Consider the following 22,048-nt stretch of genomic DNA (forward strand, 5'->3'; position numbering starts at 1 on the left):
CCGTGGCGGGGCCAGCGGTCGACGGGCCGGTCCGGGCCGGCCGGACCGGTCGCGCCGCGCGGTGGGTCCGCTCCCTCGGCCTGACCCGTCGCGGCCGCGCGCTCCTGGTGGTCGGGGTCGCCCTGGGGGCCGCCGGGGTGTGGCAGGGCCAGCAGGCGCTGCTGCGCGTCGCCCTGCTGGTGCTGCTGCTGCCGCTGGTCTCCCTCGGCCTCGCCGCGCTGGCCAGCACCGGCCTGGGCGTGCGCCGCTCCACCACGCCCTCGCGAGCCGTGGTCGGCCAGCCCTGCCGGGTCAGGCTCGACCTGCGCAACCCCGGCCGGGTGGCCACCCCGGTGCTGCTCGCGCAGGACCACCTTCCCGCCGGCTGGCCGCGCGCCCCCCGCTTCACCGTGGACCCGCTGCCTCCCGGAGGCCGGGCGGCCGTGGCCTACTCGGCGGTCCCGCCGCGCCGCGGCCACCACCGCCTCGGCCCGCTGCGGGTGCGCGTCACCGACCCGCTGGGCCTGTGCGAGCTTCCCGCGCGCTCCGGCGGGCGGGACGACGTGCTCGCGCTGCCCGCCACCGTCGAGGTGCCCGGCGCCGCGTCCCTGCTCAGCGGCCGCGGCGGTGACGACGCCGGCGGAGGGGTCGGCGCCGCCTCCGGCGAGCGCGGCATGAGCACCCGCGAGTACCGGCCCGGCGACGACGTGCGCCGCGTGCACTGGCGCTCCACCGCCCGGCGGGGCGAGCTCATGGTCCGCCAGGACGAGCAGCCCCGGCAGCGCCGCGGTGCGGTGGTGCTCGACCGGCGCCCCGGGGCCTTCGCCGACGCCGACGCCTTCGAGCGCGCGGTCTCCGCCGCGGCGTCCCTCGCCACCTCCCTGCACGACGCGGGCGCCGCGGTGCACCTCGAGCTGGGCCCCCCGGCCACCGCGGCGGGGGCGGCCGGTTCACGGGCCGCCGGGCGCGAGGGGCTGCTGGAGCAGCTGGCGCTGGTCGACCTCGGCGACGAGGCCTCGCTGGCCGCCGCCCTGGCGGCCGCGCTCGGCCGGCGCGGGGAGTCCGACGCCCGCGAGGGCGTGCTCGCCGTGGTGGCCGGGCGGCTCTCCCGCGCCGACGCCGAGCTGCTGGCCGGGGCCCAGGGGGCGGGGGTCGCCGGGGTGCGCCGCCGCGCCGCCGCGCTGGCCGTGCTGGGCCAGGCCCCCGCGCCGGGCGCCGTCGAGGCGCTGCTGCGAGCGGGCTGGGCCGTGCTGGACCTGTCCGAGGGCGAGCCGCTGGCCGACGCGTGGCAGCGCGCCCGGGAACCCGTCGCCGCGGGGGTCGCCGCGGCGGGAGCCGCCGGAGGAGGAGCGCCATGAGCTCGACGGGTCGCCTGCGCCTGACCGCGGCCGTGGCCGTGCTGGCCACCACCGCCGGCCTTCACCTCGTGGTGCAGGGCGCCGCCTGGTACGTGCAGGCGGCGCTCGCCGTCGCGGTGGTCGCCGCCACCGGGGCCGCGGCCTCCGCGCTGCGCCTGCCCTCGTGGGTCGGGGCGGTGGCCCAGCCCGCGGCGCTGCTCGTGGTGCTCTGCGTGCTCTTCGTGCCCGGGCAGGCCGTGCTCGGGCTCCTGCCGGGGCCCGAGGCCCTGCGGGCGCTGTGGGCGCTGGTGCTGGAGGGCCGCGAGACGGTGCACTCCCAGGCCGCGCCCGTCACCGCCGAGCCGGGCCTGCGGCTGCTGGTCACCGCGGGCGCGGGCGCCGTCGCCGTCGTCGTCGACGTGGTGGCGGTGGTGCTGCGCTCCCCCGCCCTCACCGGGCCGGTGCTGCTCGCGGTGCACGCGGTGGCCGTGGTGTTCGCCCCCGGAGGGGTGTCCTGGGGGTGGTTCGCCCTCGCGGTGGCCGGGTGGCTGCTGCTCGTGTCCGCCGACGCCGGCTCCCGCGCCGCCGCGTGGGGGCGCCGCGTGCAGCAGCGCCGCCCCGCCGCTGCAGGAGCGGCCGCCCGCGGCGGGGGTGGCGGCGTGTCGGGGAGGAACCTGACCGGGGCCGCGGGTGCCGTCGCCGTGGTGGCGGTGGCCCTCGTCGCGGCCGTGGTGGTGCCGCCGCTGGTGCCCGGCACCACCTCGGTGGTGCTCGTGGGCGGCAACGGGCAGGGCATCGGCGGTGCCGCGGCCAACTCCGTGAACCCCCTGCTGGACCTGCGCTCGGACCTGCAGAGCCAGGGCACCGCCGAGGTGCTGCGCTACCGCACGTCCGCCACGTCCCCCACGCCGCTGCGCATCGTCACCGTCGACGACTTCACCGGTGAGGTGTGGAGCCCCACCCAGATCGACCCCGCGCAGACCCGCGCGCTGCGCGACGGGATGCCCGCCCCGCCGGGGCTGGCCGACAGCACCCCCCGCACCGACGTCACCTACGACTTCACGGTGCAGGCCCTGCGCCAGCAGTGGCTGCCGACGCCGTACCCGGCCACCCGGGTGCAGGTCGACGGCGACTGGGTGGTGGACACGAGCACCCTCAACATCCGCGCGCAGGGCCGCACCGTCACGCAGCAGGACCAGCGCTACCGGGTGGTGCAGGCGTCGGTGGCCCCCACGCCAGAGCAGCTGCGCGACGCGGCAGACCCGCCCGCCGCCGTCACCGATCGCTACACCAGGCTCCCCGAGGACCTGCCGCCGCAGCTGGCGCAGACAGCCCGCGACGTGGTGGCCGGTGAGACCAACAAGTTCCTCCAGGCCAGCGCGCTGCAGGAGTGGTTCCGCAGCACCGGCGGCTTCACCTACTCCCTCGACGCACCGGAGCCTCGCACCGCCAACGCCCTCGTCGACTTCCTCACCGACAAGACCGGCTACTGCGTGCACTACGCCTCCGCCATGGCCGTGATGGCGCGCACGCTGGGCATCCCCGCGCGCGTCGCCGTGGGCTTCCTGCCCGGCTCCTCCCTCGGCGACGGCTCCTGGCAGGTCACGCTGCAGGACGCGCACGCCTGGCCCGAGCTGTACTTCGAAGGGGCCGGCTGGGTGCGCTTCGAGCCCACCCCGAGCGCCCGCACCGGTACCGCCCCGTCGTGGACGCAGGCACCGGTCGCTCCCCTGACGCCGACGGCCCCTACCGACGGGGCCAGCTCGACGGCAGCACCCTCCAGCTCCTCCACCACCGCCTCCGCGGCGCCGAGCACGTCGACCGCGACCGCTGCCGGCGCGCAGGAGCAGGCGCAGGTGCCGTGGTCGGGACTGCTCGTGCTGCTGGCCGTGGTGCTCGGCGCGCTCGCGGCGCCTCTGGCCACCCGGTCTCTCGTGCGACGGCGGCGCTGGAGCCGCGCCGAGACCGACGCGGCGCGCGCCGAAGCGGCCTGGGCCGACCTCGTCGAGCAGATCGGCGACCTGGGCGTGGTGCTGCCGCCCTCCCAGACACCACGGCAGGTGGGCGCCCGGCTCGAGGAGGGCCTGCGTCACGAGGACGGCCCGAGCTCTCAGGCCCCGGCCGTGGCGCGCCTGGTGGGCGCGGTCGAGGGCGCCCGCTACGGAGCCGGCGGCGGTGGCGGTGCTGGGGCGGCGCGGCGCGGCGGTACGGCCCTGGCCGAGGACGTCCGCGAGGTGGTGGGAGCGGTGGTGGCCCAGCGCCCCAGCTCGGCCACCTGGCGGTGGCGGCTGCTGCCGCCGTCAGGGGTCGCGCACCTGCGCCGCTGGGGTCGGTCGCTGCTGGGCCGCCGCTGACCCATCGGCGCGGTGGTCGGCCGATCCGCACTCGCCCGCTCGAGTGCCGGTCCAGGCCCACCCCCCACGGCACTCTCCCGCTCGAGTGCCGGTCCAGGCCCACCCCCACGGCACTCTCCCGCTCGAGTGCCGGTCCAGGCCCGGGTGACGACGAGAGGCCCGTCCCCTTCGCGGGGACGGGCCTCTCGTCGTCGTCATGAGCCCTGCCGTAGGGGCAGGGCGGGTGGGGCTCAGCCCCAGCGGTCGTCGCGGCGGCGGTCCCACCGCTGCTCGAGGCGCTGCATGAAGGTGCCCTGGCGGCGGGCCTTCGGGGAGCGCTGGTGCCCGGCCTGCGGGCGCGGTGCGGGTCGGCCATCAGCGCCGACCACGCCGACCGGACCGCTCTCCGCGCGGCCACCGGCTCCGGAGACGGCGTAGAGGATGCCCCCGAGCATGATGAGGAAGGCCAGACCGCCGAGGCCGTACACCCAGCCGCGCTGGGAGAGCGGGATGAGGAACAAGGTGGCCACGAGCGCCGCAAGACCTGCGACGGCGACACCCACGCCGACGACCACGCTGCGCTTGCCCCCACCCTGGCGGCGGGGACCGCGCATGGTCGAGGCGAACCGGGGGTCGTCGGAGAGCAGCTGCTGCTCCATCTGCTCCAGCAGACGCTGCTCGTGCTCAGACAGCGGCACTGCGACCTCCTGCGGTCAACACTGGCGGAGTGCCCAGGATAGGCGCCGTCCAGGGGTGGGGAAAGCCGATCCACCACCGTGGGCGCAACCTGTGCGCAACACCGCATTCACCGTCCCACCAGCACCACTGTCACCACAGGCACCACTGTGGGCGGGTCGTCACGGAGCTGCGCCTCCCGGGTGGCGGCCCTGCGCGCCGGGGCGGGGCACGAGCAGGGAGGCCGGCGCCACCACACCGCTGCCGAAGCGCCTCACCGCGGCGTCCACGGCGCGGTCGGCCTCGCGCCAGCCCCGCTCCGGCTCGTCCAGGCGCAGCTGCCGCGGCACCCGGTCGGCGTCCACCAGACCCTCCACCCGCACCCCCACCAGCCGGATGCGGGCCCGCTGCAGCCCCATCGCCGTCCACAGGGCCGCCGCGGCGGCGTAGACGTCGCGCCCGGAGTCGGTCGCCTCGCGCAGCGTCCGCGAGCGCGTGACGGTGGTGAAGTCGGCGAAGCGCACCACGAGCACCACCGTGCGGCCCACGTGCCCGTCGCGGCGCAGGTGCCGCGCCACCCGCTCGGACATGCGGAGCACCTCGCGGAGCACCACCTCGGGGTCGTCGACGTCCACGGCGAAGGTCTCCTGCGCGCCCGTGCTGCGCTCGGCGACGGCGGCGCTGGGCACCACCGGGCGGGGGTCGCGGCCCCAGGCGAGCTCGTGCAGGGAGGTGCCGAGGGCGTCGCCGAGGGCGCGGCGCAGCGTGGCGAGGCGCGTGTGCGCCACCTGCCCCACGGTGTGCAGGCCCAGGCGTGCGAGGGCCTGCTCGGTCTTCTCCCCCACGCCCCACAGGGCGCTGGTGGGCAGCGGGTGGAGGAACGGGACCACCTGGTCGGCCGGGACCACGAGCGCGCCGTCGGGCTTGGCCCGCCCGGAGGCGAGCTTGGCGACGGCCTTGGTCGTCGCCAGGCCCACCGAGCAGGTGATGCCCTGCTCGTCGGCGACCCTGTCGCGCAGCTCGGTGGCGATCTCCAACGGGGTACCGGAGCGGCGCACCGCGCCGGAGACGTCGAGGAAGGCCTCGTCCATGCCCAGCTGCTCCACCACCGGGGTCACCGAGGTGAACAGGGCGACGACGGCGGCCGAGACGGCGGCGTACCGGTCGGGGTCGGGCGGGAGCACCACGGCGTCGGGGCACATCCGCCGGGCGCGGCTCATGGACATCGCCGAGTGGACGCCGGAGCGGCGCGCCTCGTAGGTGGCCGACAGCACGACGCCGCGGCTGGAGCCGCCACCGACGATGACGGGCTTCCCGCGCAGGTCCGGGCGCTCGAGCAGGGAGACGGAGGCGTAGAAGGCGTCCATGTCGACGTGGAGCACGGTGCAGCCGTCGCTCGCGTCACCGGGGGTGTGCTCGCGCAGGCCGGCTACGGAGGCGGCCACCGCCGGGTCGAGCCCGGCCCTGTCGAGCTGGCGGCGGCTCACGCTCCCCCACCCCCGCCCGCTCCCCTTCTCGCACTTTCCGCGGCAAGTGCGAGAAGGAGAGGGGTCCTTGGCGCACTTTCCGCGGCAAGTGCGGGGGAAGGAGGGCGACGACGAGGGTGCCCGGCAGCGTCGGGACGGACGGCGGTCACCACCCGGCGCTCCCGGAGCTGGAGTGCCACAGCTTGCGCGGTGCGCCGCGCTCGGTCTCGAGCAGGTCCTCGAGGGCGTCGTCGGCCGAGCGCTCGGGGGCCCCGGCGCCGTCGCCACGGGCCGCACCGGCCGCGGAGACCCGCGTGTTGCGGGTGTCGCTGCCGGGCGGGGCGACGTCGGCGTAGGGCGAGAGCAGGAAGCCGCTGGCGTGCACGAACACCCGCCGCGGCGAGGCCCCTGGGGGCACCTCCCGCTTGCGGGGGACCATGCCGCCGGCGCGGCGCGCGGCGTCGTCGGCGGTGCGACCGGCACCGGGCCGGTCCCCCACGGGCAGCCCGCTCGCCGCCGCGGCCTCCTGCGCCGCCAGCAGCGCGGCCTCCTCCTGGGCCGCGGCCTCCCGCGCACCGGCTCCCGCGTAGCGCTCGTCGCGCTGGCCGGGCCCGGAGCGGCCGGCGTCGAGGCCGGGCACCGCGCCGTCGTCGCGGCCCTGCCCGATGACCCGCGAGGGCGCCACGACCGGCCGGCTCGACCGGGACGCCGCCGCCCCGGCCACCGCGGCCGAGCCGTAGCCAGCGGCGGGTTGCCCGGCCATGACGCGGCGCACCCCGTCCACGCCGTGCTCGGACCACACCCGCCACAGCGCCGGCATGGCCCACGCGCCCGTGGCGCGCAGCGACACCCCGCGAGGACCGGTGCGCCGCAGCTCGCCGCGCACCACGAGCAGCCACGACCCGAAGACCGTGGAGGCGTAGGGCCCCTGCGCGTCCTCGAAGAAGGTGGCGTCCACCGGGCCGGTGGAGTCGTCCAGGGTGAGGAACACCACGCGCCGCCCAGAGCGGATGGGCGGGGTCTGCGTGGCCACCTTCACGCCCGCCACCAGCAGCTCCGACCTCGACTGCTGCTCGCGCAGCGCACTGGAGCGGACCACGCCGAGCGCGTCCAGCATCGGCCCGTAGGCGGAGACCACGTGGTGGCTGGCGTCCAGGCCGAGCACCTCCAGCTCGGTGCGCACCTGCTCGGCCGGGGTCATCTCCGGCAGGCCCGACGGCTCGACGTCGCCGGGGGCGTCACCGAGGTCGAGCGCGAGCTGCACGTCCTCACCACGTGCAGGACTGGGGGCACCTCCCGCTTGCGGGGGACCTTGGTCGTCGCGGGGAGAGGGGCGGGGAGATCGGGACGACGACGAGGGGCGGGCGCGGGCAGCGCCGCGATCGAGCGCACGGGTGTGCCGGTCGAGGTCGGCGACCTGCAGCAGCAGGTCGCGCCGCGTCACCACGCCGCGGCGGCGCACGGGGGCGGTGAGCCCCAGCCCGTAGACGGAGTCGAGCGCACCGGTGAGCACGAGCCGCTCCAGCACCGGGCGCGACGGGCGCGCGCGGTTCCACAGGTCGGCGAGGGAGTGGTACGGCTGACCAGCGACGATGCGCGCGACCTCGGCGTCGCTGATGCCCTTGACCTCGGCCAGCGACAGCCGGATGCCCCAGTCGCGCCCGTCCGGCACGGCGGCGTCCAGGCGGTAGCGGCTGGCGAACGGGCCGTACCGCTCCGACGCCTCCCGCTCGCCCCAGCGCGGCGGTTGCACGGGCGCCTGCCGCGGCCTCTCGTCGTCGTCCCGACCTGGGCCGGCCGGGAACTGCTGCAGCACCGCGGGCGGCGGCTGGTCCCAGGGCGCCACCGGCTCCACGCGGTACTCGCCGGTGGAGGCGTTGACGTCGAGCGGGAGCACCGCGACGCCCATCGTGCGGGCGTCGTCGAGGATGAGGCGCTTGGGGTACATGCCCGGGTCGTGGGTGAGCACCCCGGCGAGGAAGTGCGCCGGCCAGTGGGCCTTGAACCACGCCGACTGGTACGTGGGCAGCGCGAACGCCGCCGCGTGGGCCTTGCAGAACCCGAAGGAGGCGAAGGCGGCCAGCACCTCCCAGATCCGCTGCACGTCGGCCGGGGCGAACCCCGCCGCGAGCGCGCGGGGACGCCACCAGGTCTCCACCTCGGCCTGCCCGTCGCGGGTGCCCAGCGCCCGGCGGACCTCGTCGGCCTGGGTGAGGCTCACCCCGGCGGTCTCGGCGACGATCTCGAGCACCTGCTCGTGGAAGACCACCACCCCGCAGGTCTGCTCCAGCGCCGTCCGCAGGCGGGGGTGCAGGTGGTCGGGCGCCCGCCAGCCCTGCCGGGCCATGAGGAAGGGGGTGACCATGTCGGACTTCACCGGTCCGGGGCGGAACAGGGAGATGTCGATGACGAGGTCGGCGAAGTCCTGCGGGGCGAACTTGCCCACCAGCTCGCGCTGCCCGGGCGACTCGATCTGGAAGCAGCCCAGGGTGCGGGTGGAGCGGACGAGGCGGAAGGCGTCCTCGTCGTCCAGGGGCAGGGCGTCGAGGTCGATGCGCTCGCCCGTGGTGCGCTCCACCTCGGCCGTGGCGTGCGCGAACGCCGACTGCATGCGGATGCCGAGCACGTCGAGCTTGAGCAGGCCCATCACCTCGACGTCGTCCTTGTCGAAGGAGCTCATGGGGAAGCTCGTGGCGGACGGCTGCACCGGCGTCCGGTCCAGCAGCGAGGCGTCCGAGAGGAGCACCCCGCACGGGTGCAGCGCGGTGTGGCGGGGCAGCCCGTCGAGGCTCTCCACGAGGTCGTAGAGCAGGTCGAGGCGGGGGTCGGCCAGGCCGGAGGCGCGCAGCTCCGGCAGGTCGCGCAGGGCGTGGCGCACGTCGCGGGCGCGCAGGTGCGGGAAGGCCTTGGCGATGGCGTCGACCTCCCCCGGGGGCATGCCGAGGGCCGCGCCGACGTCGCGGACGGCGTGCCGGACCCGGTAGGTGTCGGTCATGGCGACGGCGGCCACCCGGTCGGCCCCGAAGCGGGCCAGCACCGCGTCGTAGACCTCGGTGCGGCGGGCGGACTCGACGTCGACGTCGATGTCGGGCAGCTCCGCGCGGGCGGTGGTGAGGAAGCGCTCCATGAGCAGGCCGTGGGCGATGGGGTCGACCCCGGAGATGCCGAGCAGGTGGTTGACGAGGCTGCCGGCGCCGGACCCGCGGGCGGCCACGCGCACCCCGAGCCGGCGCGTGAGGTCGCAGACCTCGGCCACGGTGAGGAAGTACGTGGGGAAGCCGAGGGCGCCGATGACGCCCAGCTCCTCGTCCATGCGCTGGCGCACGCGCTGCAGCTGCGCCAGGGAGGCGCCCGGGTAGCGGGTGTGGACGGCGGCCTCGCAGCGGACGCGCAGCACGGCGGCGGCGTCCTCGACGGTGCGCACGGCGGGTCCGGCCACCAGGTGCGGCTCGGGCAGGTGGACCTCACCGATGCCCAGGTCGGCGCGGGGGTCGAGGTGGCAGCGGGCGGCGAGGCGCTCGGTGTCGGCCAGCAGCTGCGCGGCGCCGCCGGCCTCGCGGGCGCGGGGTGCGCCGGCGGCGGTGGCGACCCGCTCGGCGAGGTCGCGCATGGCCTGGGCCGGCTTGAGCCAGCCGTGCCCGGTGGCCCGGTCGAGGTGGCGGCTGGACAGCGGCACGAGGCGGCGGGCGGCGTCGAGCACGTCGGCGGTGGCGGCGCCCTCGGGGGCGGCGTGGCGCACGGCGTTGGTGAGGACGGCGGGCACCCCGGCCTCCCGGGCCAGGGCCAGGGTGCGCGCGGCGTGCCCGAGGCTGGCGGCGGTGCCCTCTGCGCCGAGGTGGCAGACCACCTCCACGGCCAGGCACCCCAGCGGCAGCGCGGAGTACCAGCGGGCGAGCAGCGCCCGGGCGCGGTCGGGGCGGCGGGCCAGCAGCGCGCGGCCGACCTCGCTGTCGGGCCCGAGCAGCACGGTGAGCGCGGGAGCGCCGGAGGCGGGGTCGACGGCGTGCTCGGCGATCTCCTCGAGGGTGGTCACCGGGGCGCCGCGCCGTCCGCCGACCGCGCTCAGCGAGCCGGGCGCCTCCCCACGGGCGTGAGCGGCGGTGGAGAGCCGGCACAGGCGGGCCCAGCCCGCTCCGGCCGGGAGCGGCGGGTCGCCCGGATCGGGGGTCCAGCCCGCTGCCGCGGTGAGGGAGGTGCTGCTGCCGTGGGCGAGGACGACGACGCGGGGCAGCCGCGCGTCCACGGCGGCTCCGCCGCGCACCGGCGTCCTGCCCCGCCCCCCACCGTGATCATGGGAGTTGCGCACACCCAGGTCGCCGGGCTCGACGGCGAGGTCCATCCCCAGGACCGGGACGACACCCTCCTGGGCGCACGCGACCACGTGCTTGACAGCCCCGCGCAGGCCGTCGCGGTCGGTGAGGGCGAGGGCGCGCTGGCCGTCGGCAGCGGCGCGCTCGACGAGCACGGCCGGGGTGTCGGTGCCGTGCTGCAGGCTCCAGCCAGAGGCGACGTGCAGGTGCGTGAACGGTCGTGCGGGCGGCTGTGACGGCGGCACCTCGCTCCTCCCCGGGCCGGCCCGCGGTGTGCTCCGCAGGGCAGCAGGCCGGGGAAGGTCGGCCTGATCGAACTCGTGTTCGACTCCACGGACAGTACACGGCGCCCGGGGGCGGCCACAGGCAGACCGCCGCAGGACGTGCTCCACCCGGGTGACGTGCAGCGACGGCTTCGAGTGGTTGCCAGGGACAACCAGGCGTAGCGTCGCGCCGCCGTCGAGGACGCGGCACGGAGGAGGAGAACCATGGCCACCGCCAGTCCCGCCGCAGCGGGCACCGCGGGCTCGATCAGGAGCCTGATCCCCGCACGCATCGACCGCCTGCGGTGGGCCCCGTTCCACACCCGGATGATCATGGCGCTGGGGACCGCCTGGATCCTCGACGGGCTCGAGATCACCATCGCCGGGTCGCTCAACCCGATCCTCCAGGACAAGGCCGCGCTGGGGATGTCGGTCACCGAGACCGGCCTCATCGCCACCGTCTACCTCGTGGGCGAGGTGGTGGGAGCCCTGGTCTTCGGCCGCATCTCCGACGCCCTCGGGCGCCAGAAGCTCTTCATGCTGACGCTGGCCGTGTACCTGGGCGGCAACGCCCTCACGGCGCTGACGTGGAACGGGGAGACCTCCGGACTGGTCTTCCTGTACCTGACGCGGTTCATCGCCGGCGCCGGCATCGGCGGGGAGTACGCCGCGATCAACTCGGCGATCGACGAGATGATGCCCGCGCCCTACCGCGGCCGGGTGGACATCGGCGTCAACGGCACCTACTGGGCCGGGTCGATCATCGCCACGCTGGGCACCTACCTCCTGCTCGACACCATGCCGGTGAGCTGGGGCTGGCGCGTGGCGTTCCTCATCGGCCCCGTGCTCGGCATCATCATCATCTTCCTCCGCCGCCACCTCCCCGAGAGCCCCCGCTGGCTGCTCATGCACGGCCGCGAGAAGGAGGCGGAGGAGAACATCGCCGCCATCGAGCGGCAGGTGGAGGACAGCGGCCAGCAGCTGGCCCCCGTGGACGACTCCAAGGCCATCGAGGTCCGTCCGGCCCCGGCGCAGGGCTACATCACCCTGGCGCGGGTCCTGTTCAAGACCTACCCGCAGCGCGCCACGCTCGCCGCCACGCTGATGATCACGCAGTCGTTCCTCTACAACGCGATCTTCTTCACGTACACGACCGTGCTCACGGCGTACTACGGCGTCGCCGCGAGCAACACGCCGCTCTACCTCATCGGCTTCGCCCTGGGGAACTTCATCGGCCCGCTCGCGCTCGGCCACCTCTTCGACACCTGGGGTCGCAAGAAGATGATCGCCGGGACCTACCTGCTCTCGGGGGGCCTCCTGGCCATCACCGCGGTGCTGTTCAACGCGGGCGTGCTCAACGCGGTCACCCAGACCATCGCCTGGGCGGTCATCTTCTTCTTCGCCTCGGCGGGCGCCAGCTCGGGCTACCTCACGGCCAGCGAGCTGTTCCCCATGGAGGTGCGCGCCCAGGCGATCGCCATCTTCTTCGCCATCGCCCAGCTGTGCGGCGCCGGCGCTCCCCTGCTCTACAGCGCGCTCATCGGCAGCCTCGACGACCCGTCGGTCACCCGGCTGTTCATCGGCTACCTCATCGGCGCCGCCGTGATGATCATCGGTGGTGTCGTGGCGGCCTTCCTCGCGGTGGACGCCGAGGGCAAGTCGCTCGAGGACGTCACGATGCCCCTGTCCGCGGTGAGCACCCGCCCCCGCGCCACCGGCTGAGGCTGTCTGACCGGTCGGAAGGCCGGCACCGGTCGGGGCCGGCCTGACCCGTCGGGGCCGGCCTGACCCGGCGGGGCCGGCCTCCGGTCCGCCAGGCGAGCAGCTGCCCGAGCCCCGTACCGCTGCCGCACGTGACCTGGGTCAGTTCCGGAACTGACCCAGGTCACCTGCGGCGAAGGCTCCAGGACCGACGCATCTGCACCTGACCGCGGTCACTCCCGGACTGCCGCGGTCAGGCGCTGGCTCGCCCCCCGTCACGAGGTGTCGTGACCACGGCGCGAAGTGCCGGAACCACGGCGCGAAGTGCCGGAACCACGAGTCAGTTCCGACACCTCGCGCCACCAGCGCGCTGCGCTGCGCCACCCCGGTGCGGCGCAGCGCGCTCGACACAGCAGCCCGTCATCGAGCACGCACGGCACGTCACCTCCGACGAGGCCCAGCGGCCGGGTCGTCGAGTGCTGACCCTGTTGATCGCCACCAGCACCGAACCTCCGCCCTGCGAGATCGGCCTGGTGACCCCCGTCAGGCGAGGCCGCGGTGGGCCGCCCACAGCGAGGCCGCGCGGTCGGCTGCGGCGTCCACCAGCGCAGCCAGCTCAGGCCGGTCGGTCGGCACGGGGAACGAGACGTACCCGCCACGCCCACCGGCCACCGGGCGGCCGTACGCCTTCACCGCGAGGTGCCCGTCGGGCAGGAGCCGCACGGTCAGGCTGGTGAGGATGTGGGCCTCACCACGCCGCTCGCCGGTCCAGCGGAGGTCCTCGGGGATGGTCACGTTCACGGCCACCCCGTTGAGCTCCACCTCCGGGCCGTCGGCCACGCTCACCGGCCAGCCCGCCCCGAGGTCTCGACGGAGTCCTCGGGGGCGGAGACCTCAGCAGGCGGCCCGGCCGGCACCTCGACCGCCAGGTCCGCCGGCAGGCCAGCAGCCAGCCCGACGGACGCCTCGACCGGGCCGGCCTGCGCCCCACCGACGACATCGGAGGTCGGCGCGGCCTGCGCGGCGGCGTAGGAGGCGGACAGCCTGCGGTACTGGGGGCTGAGCATGGCCAGGAGCGTGACCACCAGGCCCACGAACCCGGTGATGACGAAGACCAGCGCGATGGCCCGGGCCTGCCCGGTGCCGAACCAGCTGCCGATGGCCCGGGCGCCGGCACCGTCCCCGCTCATGAACGGCACCACCACGAACTGGGTCAGCGGACCCATGAGGAACGCGGTCAGCGGTGCCGCCGACTGCTCGACGCTCTGCGCGAAGCCGAACACGCGCCCCTGGCGCTCGTAGGGCACCACGCGCTGGAGCACGGTCTGCTCCGCCGCCTCGGCGAACGGCATGAGCAGCATGAACACCGCCATCGCGCCGGTCAGGCTGACCACCGAGGAGGTCAGCGGGAACAGCATGGTGGCGGTCCACGCGGCCACGTTGACGAGGAGCAGCAGCCGCACGGGCCGGCTTCCCAGGCCGAGGCGGGCCACCAGCAGGCCGCCGACGATCATCAACGCGCTCAGGCCGCCCCACAGCAGACCCCACACCTGGACCGACACCAGCGACAGGCCGTAGGCGTCCATGAGGGCCATGAAGCCGCCGCCGATGAAGTTGTTGAAGCAGCTGAAGGCGATGAGCGGCACGAGGCCGGGCACGCCGCGCACCAGCCGCCAGGTGCCCCGCAGGTCCACACCGCCCGCTCCGGCCGCAGCACCTCCACCGGCTCCGCCGGCCGCGAGCGCAGCTCCCGGCGCGGGTTCCGGCACCTGGACCCGCGCGAGGTGCACCACGGAGACCACGAGGACGACGAGGGCCAGCAGCAGCACGTGGAGCATCCCGCCGGAGGCGACGAGCACGCCGCTGATGACGGAGGTGACGAGGATGGAGGTCCCGCTGACCGTGCCCACGAGGCCGTTGGCGCGGTCGCGCCGGTCCTCCGGGACGAGCAGCGTCACGAGCGTGGGCAGCGCGATGGCCCGCGGGCCTCCGGCGACCACGCCGAGCATCAGCGCCACGATGAACACCCACAGCTGCCAGGAGGCGACGTCGCGGAAGGCCTCGGGCGGGGTCAGCAGGTACAGGCCCAGGCAGGCGGCGTAGACCGCCGCCGAGGCGACCGCCGAGCCCTGCATGACCGCTTGCTTGCGGTGGTTGTCGACGAGGCTGCCGAACCAGATCCCGGTGGCCGCGGTGGCCACCACGAAGATCCCGGCGATCATCCCGGTGGCGAACACCGACCGGGTCTCCAGGAACACCCAGAAGGTGATGGCGAACCAGACCGTGTAGTTGATGACCGACACGACGGCGTTGCTCACCAGCAGGTGGGCGAACACGCGCTGCGTGCCGTGGCGCAGGTCGAGACGCGCGTCGGGGCCCGAGGACGCCCCGGAGCTCGACGGCGGGGTCGGGTCGGCGGTGGTCACGGTCTCTCCTGCTCGCTCGGACACGACGACACCACCATGACCGCTCGCGGGCCCCGGAGTCATCGGGTTTCCGGGCGGGTGCCCCGCCCGGGAGCCTCAGGAGGCGGCGAGCGGGAGCCCGCCGAGCCAGATCCTCACGTCGAGCAGGGCCGCGACCTGCCCCGTGAAGGCCTCGGCCCGGGCCAGGTGCGCGTCGGCCTCGGCGGCCTCCACGGCGGGGCCGCGGCCGCTGTCGACCGCGGCCCGGCGCTCTGCGGCCGCGCCGAAGAAGCGCGCCCAGTCCTCCAGCTCGGGGGCCAGGGCCAGCAGCGACTCCCACACGTTGACGGGAGCGCGACGGCGCCCGCCGACCAGCTGCCGGGCCGCGACCACCGCGGCACCGGCGCGCAGGGCGGCGAGGTGGGCGGTGACGAAGCGCTCGGCCGGGTCGAGCGAGGAGGCCGCCAGCGACAGCTCGGTGGCGGCGCGCTCCAGCAGGCGGACGGCACCAGCGGGTGCGGGCGGCCGGGCCACCGGGACGGCCGAGCCTCCGGTGCGCGTGGTGGTGCGGCTCGCCAGGCCGGAGCGCCGGGGTCGGACGGCGGCCACGTCAGTCCACCACCCTCACGAGGCGCCAGCGCGGCCCACCGTCGCCGCCACCGGCAGCAACGGGCTCGCAGGCGAGCTCGAAGGTGCCGGGCTCCACGCCGAAGCCGGCGCTGGCGACGACGCGCCACACCTGCTCGTCAGCGGCCGGTCCCGCCGCCCGAGCGCCCAGGTCACGGGCGAGCGCGCTGCTGCCGCGCACCTCGACCGCCTCCCCGCGCAGGGCCCTGGCGGCGACGCCCTGCCACCACGGCAGGCGCGCGCTCCAGCTGGCGAGGACCTCGCGCACCACGAAGAGGCGACCGCGCCAGACGAACGCCGACGGCTCCCCCGAGCCGCCCTCGCCCACCTTGACGTGCACGACCTCGTCGAACGACCGGCTCACAGCTCCTCCTCCTGAGGCACTGGCGGCGCGGCCCCGGGGCTTCCCCTCCCCGGAGGCCGCGCCCGCCGACATCGAACATCCGTTCGACAGCAGCAGTGAAGCGCTGATCTCGCTCCCCGTCAACCCGCTGTCCATGCCGGAGACGCTGCCACCAGGGTCTGACAACCCGCCCCCACCTGCGGTGACGCCACGGGGAGCAGTGGGTGGCCAACCGGTGCGGAGGGGCTCGGCGGGCCCCCGGCGCACCCCCGCGGCTACGGTGCTGCCGTGGACCCCCAGCGCGTCGTCCCGGCCTGCGCGGTGCTCCACCTGTGGCGGGTCCCCTCCGCGGCCGTGCCCGCCGCCGTCGCCCGCATGGCGCTGGACCGGCGCCACCTGCGCGCCAGCGGTGCCGCCTTCTGGAAGCTGCTCGGCACCGGCGACGGGCGCACCTTCACCCCGCGCGACGCCGACCCGCACCACTGGGCCGTGCTCACCACCTGGGACGACGACGCCGGCGCCACCGCGTTCGAGCGCTCCCCCGCCGTGCGCGCCTGGGACCGCCTGGCCGCCGAGCGCCTGCGGGTGGAGATGGTGCCCGTGGCCAGCCGCGGCCGCTGGTCGGGCCGCGAGCCCTTCGGAGACCCGGTGCCGCGCCGAGCAGACGCGTCGGCAGACACCTCGGGGCCGGGGGTCGCGAGCATCACCCGGGCCCGCATCCGCCTCGGGAAGGGCCGGTCGTTCTGGGGCGCCGTCCCCCCGGTCTCCACGGACCTGCACGCCGTGCCCGGACTGCGCCTGGCCGTGGGCATCGGCGAGGCGCCCGTCGGGCTGCAGGGCACGTTCAGCCTCTGGGACGACGCGTCCTCCCTGCGCGACTTCGCCCACGGCCGCGCCGCCCACCGCGACGTGGTGGAGCGCACGGCCCGCGAGCGCTGGTACGCCGAGGAGCTCTTCGCCCGCTTCGCCGTGAGGTCGCTGGAGGGCACGCACCGGGGGGTGGCCCTGTGAGCGCCGCCCCCTCCGACACCGCTGCCGGGCTGCGGCGCACCCCGCTGGCCGCCGCGGGCGCGCAGCGCGCGGCGCTGGTGCTCGCGGCCGTCGCCGTCGTCGTCCAGGTGGCCCACCCGCTGCTGTCGGGCGACGTGCTCACCACGGCCACCGTGGTGAGCGTCCTCGTGTTCGCGGCGGCCTCGCTCGTGAGCGCCGCCGCCACGCACGGGCTGCGGGCCGCGGTGGTGCTCGCGCTCGGCGCGGGCGGCGTGGGACTGCTGGCGGAGGCGGTGGGCGTGAGCACGGGCTTCCCGTTCGGCGAGTACGCCTACGCCGGCACGCTCGGGCCGCAGGTGCTCGGCGTGCCCGCGGTGGTGCCCGCGGCCTGGCTGATGATGGCCTGGCCCACGATGCTCGCCGGGCGCTCGGTGGTGGACCTGCTCCGGAAGCGCTTCGGGCCGGTGCCGCACTGGGTGGCGGTCCCGCTGTCCGCGTGGGTGCTCACCGCGTGGGACCTCTCGCTCGACCCGCAGATGGTGGCTGCCGGGCACTGGTCCTGGGCGCACCCAGACCCCTCGCTGCCCGGGATCCCCGGCATCCCGCTGACCAACTACGCCGGGTGGCTGCTGGTCTCGCTGGTGGTGCACGCGGTGCTGCACGCCGGCGTCCCGCGGCGGGTGCGGCCCGGGGTCCCCGCGAGCGCGGCGATCGGCGCCGGGGCGCCCGCGCTGCTGCTGGGGTGGACGTGGCTGGGGTCGGCGCTGGGCAACGCCGCCTTCTTCGGACGCCCGTGGGTGGCGCTGTGGGTGTTCGCGGCCATGGGCCTGGTGGCGCTGCCGGCGCTGGCGCACCTGCGGCGACGCACCCCCGGGGCGTGAGGGCCGTCCGGCTCGTCGAGGCGGCCAGCGCGGGGGCCGTCGTCGTCGCCGTGCACACCGCCGTCAACGCCGCGCTGCTGCGGCGCCCGGTGAGCACCCCGCCCGCGGTCGGTGAGCGGGTCAGCGTGCTGCTGCCCGTGCGCGACGAGGCCCACCAGGTGGGACGGGCGCTGGCGGCGGTGCTGGCGAGCACGGGGGTGCCCCACCTCGAGGTGCTCGTGCTCGACGACGGGTCCACCGACGGGACGGCCGCCGCCGCGGCCCGCGCCGCCGGCGGCGACCCCCGGGTGCGGGTGCTGACCGGCGCGCCGCTGCCGCCGGGCTGGCTGGGCAAGCCGCACGCGCTGGCCCAGCTGGCGGCGGTCGCCTCGGGCTCGGTGCTGGTGTGCCTGGACGCCGACGTGCGCCTGGCGCCGCACGCCCTGGCGGCCAGCGTCGACCTGCTGCGCCGCCACCGGCTCGACCTCGTCAGCCCCTACCCGCGGCAGGAGGCCGTGAGCGCCGCCGAGCGGCTGGTGCAGCCGCTGCTGCAGTGGAGCTGGCTGGCCACACTGCCGCTGCGGCTGGCGGAGAGCTCGCCGCGGCCGTCGCTGTCCGCCGCGAACGGGCAGCTCATGGCGCTGGACACCGCGGCGCTGGAGCGAGCGGGCGGCTTCGCGGCGGTGGAGTCCGAGGTCTTGGACGACGTCGCCCTGGTCCGGGCGGTCAAGGCCGCAGGCGGGCGCGGAGGGGTCGCTGACGGCACGGACCTGGCGACCTGCCGCATGTACGACGGCTGGCCGGCTCTGCGCGACGGGTACGCCAAGTCGCTGTGGTCGGCCACGGGCTCGCCGGTGGGCGCGGCGGGACTGGTGGCGGTGCTGGGCGGGGTGTTCGTGCTTCCGGCGGTGGCGGCGCTGACCGGGGTCGGCGGCCGCGCCGGGCGCTGGGCCGGGCTGCTCGGCTACGGCGCCGGCGTCGCCTCGCGGGTGGTCGCGGCACGGCGCACGGGCGGGCGGGTGTGGCCCGACGCGCTGGCGCACCCGGCCTCGGTGGCGGTGCTGTGCTCGCTGGTGGTGCGGTCGTGGCGGCTGCGCCGCCGCGGCGGCCTGGCCTGGAAGGGCCGCGCGCTGCCCTGACGCTGTCGCACTGGGTGGTTCTGGTCCCTTCCTCCGTTGGCGCAGGGTGGCCCTGGTCCACTCTCACGGGACCAGGGCCACCCTGCGCCAACGGAGGGAGCGGCGCTTACCGTGGCGGGCGTGGCTCGGGTGGTCGTGGTGGGCGCGGGCCTGGGCGGGCTCGCTGCGGCGGCGCGCCTGGCCGCGCACGGCCACGACGTCACCGTCTGCGAGCAGGCGGACACCGTCGGCGGCAAGCTCGGCTGGGCCGAGCACGAGGGGTTCGCCTTCGACACCGGCCCGAGCCTGCTGACCTGGCCCGACCAGCTGCGCCGCCTCTTCGCCGCCACCGGCGCGCCGCTGGAGGAGACCCTGGCGCTGCAGCCGGTGGCGCCCACCGACCACCGCTTCACCGACGGCAGCCGCCTCCACCTCGACGACGACCTCGGCCCAGGTTGGCGCCGCCTCCTCGACCGCGCTCGCCGCGTCTGGGACGCCACCGAGGGTCCCTTCCTCAGCCGGCCGCTGCACGGCGCCCGCACCCTCGCGGCGCTCGCGGCGCGTCCCGGCGGTCTGCGCGACGTCGCGACCATCGCGCCCGGCACCTCCCTGCGCGCCCTGGCGCAGGCCCACCTCGACGACCCCCGGCACGTCGCCCTGGTGGACCGGATGGCCACCTACACCGGCTCCGACCCGCGCCGCGCACCCGCGGCGCTGGCCTCGGTGCTGCACCTGGAGCTGACCGGTGGCTCCTGGTACACCCCCGGCGGGCTGCGCCGGGTGGTGGACGCCGTCGCCGACCGGGCCCGCGAGCGCGGCGCCCGCCTCCTCACGGGGACGCGCGTGGTGGAGGTGCTCGTCGACGGCGGGCGGGCCGCGGGCGTGCGCCTGGCCGACGGGCGGCGGGTGTCGGCGGACGTCGTCGTCGTCAACGCCGACGCGGCGGCCCTCTACGGCGTGCGCACCCCGCCCGACCACCCGGCCCTGCTCCCGCCAGCGGCACGCCGGAGCGCCCGCGGGGCCCGTGCGGGGCTGGCGGCCACCGCTCCGTCGCTGAGCGGGTTCGTGCTGCTGCTGGCCCTGCGCGGGCGCACGCCGGACCTCGCCCACCACACGGTGCTGTTCCCGCCCCTGGACGGCGCGGGCTACGACGACGAGTTCGACGCGGTCTTCGGCTCAGGACGACGACGCGGGCGGCCGAGCGCCGTCCCGGAGCCGGCGGTCTACGTGAGCGCCCCGGACGACCCGGCGCTGCGCCCTGACGAGCACTCCGAGGCGTGGTTCGTGCTGGTCAACGCCCCGCGCCACGCCCCGCACGACCCGCGCGCCGGCGTCGACTGGCGGGTTACGGGGTTCGCAGAGGCCTACGCCGACCACGTGCTGGCCGTCATGGCGCGCCGCGGGCTGGACGTGCGCGAGCGGGTGCTGTGGCAGCAGGTGCGCACCCCGGCGGACCTGGAGGCGGCGACCGGCAGCGTGGGCGGGTCGATCTACGGCTCGTCGAGCAACGGGGCGCGGGCGGCCTTCCTGCGACCCGCCAACCGCTCGCCGCTGCCGGGGATGCTGCTGGTGGGCGGCTCGAGCCACCCCGGCGGGGGGATCCCGCTGGTGCTGGCGTCGGCGTCGATCACGGCGGGGCTGGTCGGCACGGCCTGAGACGCACCCGGCGCAGGATCGGGGGGACGGCTCGGGCGACGGCCGTCCGGGTGCTCGCCGCGGCCGCGGTCTCCAGGAGCGGCACCCGGCTGCCGATGACGGTGGCGCAGCGACCCGCCCGGGCCGCCGCCTGCACCACCGACCGGAAGAGGCCGTCGTGGACACCACCGCTCTGCTCGACGTCGCTGGCATCGTCGGCCTGGGCGCCACCGTGGTGGTGGCCGCGTCCTGGCTGGAGCGCGCGCTGCGCGGCGGGCGGCCGGTGCCCGTCCGCGACCTGCAGCGCGCGGGCGGCCACCACGACGCGACGCCGTCGGAGGCGTTCGAGCACGCCGAGGGCGCGTCCGCCTGGACCCGCTGAGGCGTCCGACCGCTCAGGCGGTCATGTCTCCGGTTTCCGGGAGGCCCTCGAGCCGCCCGTAGCGCAGGTGCACCACCCCGTTCGGGCTCCCAGCGGGCGGCTGCAGCAGCGCCAGGCCGGTGGGCACGGCCCCGGAGGCGAACACCTTCTTGCCCTGGCCCAGCACCACCGGGTGGAGCCAGAGGTCGACGACGTCGAAGAGGCGCTCGCGCAGCAGGGTCTGCACGAGGTCGAGGCTCCCCACCACCTTGACGTGCTCGTGGCGGTCGCGGAGCGCGCGCACCTCAGCCGGCAGGTCCGGGCCGAGCAGCCGAGAGCCCGCCCACGCCAGCTCGGGCGTGCCGCGCGACGCCACGTGCTTGGGGATGCGGTTGAACAGCTCCGCGAAGCCGCCGTCCTGGCCGTCGCCGCGGTGGGGCCAGTACGCGGCGAAGACGTCGTAGGTCCGCCGTCCCAGCAGGAGGGCGTCGACGCCCTCGTAGGCGGCGTGGACCTGCGCACCGGTGACCTCGTCGATGATCGGGGCCTGCCAGCCGCCGAAGGAGAACCCGTCGGAGGGGTCCTCCTCGGGGCCGCCGGGGGCCTGGCCCACCAGGTCGAGGGTGGCGAAGAGCGCGATGCTGATGGTCCCCACGGCGGGCTCCCGGGTGTCGGTGGTGCTGCCTGTCGAGGGGTGGACCGGCGCCCGGGCGCCCACTCATCGGCGCGGAGCGGGGCCTCCCGCTGCACGCGGCTCGGGTGGCTCAGGGCATCCGCACGAGCAGCTCGCCGTGGAGCAGGGCGATCCACCCGTCGTCCGCGGCGGCCCAGCGGCGCCACGCGGCGGCGACGTCCTCCAGCTGCGCCGGGGTCGCCTCGCCAGCGGCCACGGCCTGCTCGGCGAAGGCCGAGGCGGTCGCCCGGCCCGCCCACGACGTCCCCCACCACGCGCGCTCCGCGGGGGAGGCGTAGCACCACGCGGAGGCGCTCGCGGTGACCCCGGCGCGAGACCGCTCCACCAGGCCGGCGGCGCGCGCCCACGCGAGGAGGCGGCGTCCGGCGTCGGGCTCGCCGCCGTTGCCGCGAGCGACCCGCTGGTACAGCGACAGCCAGGCGTCCAGGCCCGGGTCGGCCGGGTACCAGGTGGTGGCGGCGTAGTCGACGTCCCGCACGGCCAGCAGCCCCCCGGGCCGCAGCACGCGGGCGGCCTCGCGCAGCGCGCCCACGGCGTCGGGCAGGTGCTGCAGCACCTGGTGGGCGTGGACGACGTCGAAGGACGCGTCCTCGAAGGGCAGCGCCAAGGCGTCACCCACCACCCACTCCACAGCGAGCCCGCGGCGCTCGGCGAGGGCCGCGGCCTCCTCGAGGACGCCGGCGGCGGCGTCGAGCCCGACCACACGACCCGGGGCGACGCGGGCCGCGAGGTCCGCGGTGATCGTTCCGGGACCGCAGCCGAGGTCGAGCAGGTCCTGTCCCGGGCGCAGCGCGGGCAGCAGGTACCCGCAGGAGTTCTCCGCGGTGCGCCAGCGGTGGGAGGCCAGGACCGGCTCGGCGTGTCCGTGCGTGTACGCGCTCACCGGGGAGACCCTGCCACACCGTCTCAGATGTCGATACCATTGTCTCACCGGTCAAGACGACACTTCGA

Annotated in this window: 17 protein-coding genes; 8 read left to right on the forward strand and 9 right to left on the reverse strand. The window is 76.5% G+C overall.

Annotation, left to right across the window (positions count from 1 at the left end):
• Positions 1-2 precede the first annotated feature (2 nt).
• Complete coding sequence (locus FMM08_RS12955) at positions 3-1,337, forward strand: DUF58 domain-containing protein (RefSeq protein WP_147926790.1); 1,335 nt, start codon at positions 3-5, stop codon at positions 1,335-1,337.
• The gene (locus FMM08_RS12960) at positions 1,334-3,670 is read left to right on the forward strand and encodes a transglutaminase TgpA family protein (RefSeq protein WP_147926791.1); all 2,337 of its coding nucleotides are present in this window, start codon (positions 1,334-1,336) and stop codon (positions 3,668-3,670) included. Before FMM08_RS12955 ends, FMM08_RS12960 begins: the two co-directional genes overlap by 4 nt.
• A gap of 230 nt (positions 3,671-3,900) precedes the next feature.
• Here the strand turns inward: FMM08_RS12960 and FMM08_RS12965 are convergent, their stop codons facing one another.
• The 3 genes from FMM08_RS12965 to FMM08_RS12975 all read right to left on the reverse strand — a co-directional run bounded on the left by FMM08_RS12965 (position 3,901) and on the right by FMM08_RS12975 (position 10,345).
• Positions 3,901-4,347: an SCO2097 family morphological protein gene (locus tag FMM08_RS12965; RefSeq protein WP_147926792.1), complete on the reverse strand. Its 447-nt coding sequence runs from the start codon at positions 4,345-4,347 to the stop codon at positions 3,901-3,903.
• A gap of 159 nt (positions 4,348-4,506) precedes the next feature.
• The gene (dinB, locus tag FMM08_RS12970; protein ID WP_147926793.1) at positions 4,507-5,811 is read right to left on the reverse strand and encodes a DNA polymerase IV; all 1,305 of its coding nucleotides are present in this window, start codon (positions 5,809-5,811) and stop codon (positions 4,507-4,509) included.
• Positions 5,812-5,956: 145 nt separating this feature from the next.
• Entirely contained in the window at positions 5,957-10,345 is a 4,389-nt protein-coding gene (locus FMM08_RS12975; protein WP_147926794.1) for a DNA polymerase III subunit alpha, read from the reverse strand.
• Between the two features lie 243 nt (positions 10,346-10,588).
• Between FMM08_RS12975 and FMM08_RS12980 the strand changes: the two genes are divergently transcribed.
• A complete protein-coding gene (locus FMM08_RS12980; protein WP_147926795.1) occupies positions 10,589-12,085 on the forward strand; it encodes an MFS transporter in 1,497 nt (498 codons plus the stop codon).
• 522 nt (positions 12,086-12,607) lie between these two features.
• On the opposite strand, the gene FMM08_RS12985 is transcribed toward FMM08_RS12980, so the two are convergent.
• From FMM08_RS12985 to FMM08_RS13000, 4 genes are all read right to left on the reverse strand, one after another.
• Positions 12,608-12,910 carry a hypothetical protein gene (locus FMM08_RS12985; RefSeq protein WP_222710736.1) on the reverse strand — a complete coding sequence of 101 codons (303 nt, stop codon included), beginning with the start codon at positions 12,908-12,910 and terminating at the stop codon, positions 12,608-12,610.
• Complete coding sequence (locus tag FMM08_RS12990; RefSeq protein WP_369431722.1) at positions 12,907-14,400, reverse strand: MFS transporter; 1,494 nt, start codon at positions 14,398-14,400, stop codon at positions 12,907-12,909. The genes FMM08_RS12985 and FMM08_RS12990 overlap by 4 nt, the downstream gene beginning before the upstream one ends.
• Positions 14,401-14,586: 186 nt before the next feature.
• Positions 14,587-15,078 (reverse strand): SAV_6107 family HEPN domain-containing protein, encoded by a 492-nt coding sequence (locus FMM08_RS12995; RefSeq protein ID WP_147926797.1) that lies wholly within the window; start codon positions 15,076-15,078, stop codon positions 14,587-14,589.
• Between the two features lies 1 nt (position 15,079).
• Entirely contained in the window at positions 15,080-15,460 is a 381-nt protein-coding gene (locus tag FMM08_RS13000; protein ID WP_147926798.1) for a DUF6504 family protein, read from the reverse strand.
• Between the two features lie 354 nt (positions 15,461-15,814).
• On the opposite strand from FMM08_RS13000, the gene FMM08_RS13005 reads away from it, so the two are divergent.
• The 5 genes from FMM08_RS13005 to FMM08_RS13025 all read left to right on the forward strand — a co-directional run bounded on the left by FMM08_RS13005 (position 15,815) and on the right by FMM08_RS13025 (position 20,424).
• Positions 15,815-16,450 (forward strand): monooxygenase, encoded by a 636-nt coding sequence (locus FMM08_RS13005; RefSeq protein ID WP_439653564.1) that lies wholly within the window; start codon positions 15,815-15,817, stop codon positions 16,448-16,450.
• A complete protein-coding gene (locus FMM08_RS13010; protein ID WP_222710737.1) occupies positions 16,447-17,310 on the forward strand; it encodes a carotenoid biosynthesis protein in 864 nt (287 codons plus the stop codon). Before FMM08_RS13005 ends, FMM08_RS13010 begins: the two co-directional genes overlap by 4 nt.
• A complete protein-coding gene (locus FMM08_RS13015; RefSeq protein WP_147926799.1) occupies positions 17,307-18,428 on the forward strand; it encodes a glycosyltransferase family 2 protein in 1,122 nt (373 codons plus the stop codon). Before FMM08_RS13010 ends, FMM08_RS13015 begins: the two co-directional genes overlap by 4 nt.
• Before the next feature lie 120 nt (positions 18,429-18,548).
• Positions 18,549-20,063 (forward strand): phytoene desaturase family protein, encoded by a 1,515-nt coding sequence (locus tag FMM08_RS13020; RefSeq protein WP_147926800.1) that lies wholly within the window; start codon positions 18,549-18,551, stop codon positions 20,061-20,063.
• 157 nt (positions 20,064-20,220) lie between these two features.
• Entirely contained in the window at positions 20,221-20,424 is a 204-nt protein-coding gene (locus tag FMM08_RS13025) for a hypothetical protein (protein ID WP_147926801.1), read from the forward strand.
• Between the two features lie 13 nt (positions 20,425-20,437).
• On the opposite strand, the gene FMM08_RS13030 is transcribed toward FMM08_RS13025, so the two are convergent.
• Positions 20,438-21,058 (reverse strand): dihydrofolate reductase family protein, encoded by a 621-nt coding sequence (locus tag FMM08_RS13030; protein WP_147926802.1) that lies wholly within the window; start codon positions 21,056-21,058, stop codon positions 20,438-20,440.
• A gap of 109 nt (positions 21,059-21,167) precedes the next feature.
• Positions 21,168-21,980 carry a class I SAM-dependent methyltransferase gene (locus tag FMM08_RS13035; RefSeq protein ID WP_147926803.1) on the reverse strand — a complete coding sequence of 271 codons (813 nt, stop codon included), beginning with the start codon at positions 21,978-21,980 and terminating at the stop codon, positions 21,168-21,170.
• Between the last annotated feature and the right edge of the window lie 68 nt (positions 21,981-22,048).

Source organism: Quadrisphaera setariae (genome assembly GCF_008041935.1).
GTDB classification, from domain to species: domain Bacteria; phylum Actinomycetota; class Actinomycetes; order Actinomycetales; family Quadrisphaeraceae; genus Quadrisphaera; species Quadrisphaera setariae.

Coding starts and splice junctions, on each gene's coding strand:
- FMM08_RS12960 (WP_147926791.1), top strand. CDS start 1,334: ATGAGCTCGACGGGTCGCCTGCGCCTGACCGCGGCCGTGGCCGTGCTG.
- FMM08_RS12980 (WP_147926795.1), top strand. CDS start 10,589: ATGGCCACCGCCAGTCCCGCCGCAGCGGGCACCGCGGGCTCGATCAGG.
- FMM08_RS13005 (WP_439653564.1), top strand. CDS start 15,815: ATGGCGCTGGACCGGCGCCACCTGCGCGCCAGCGGTGCCGCCTTCTGG.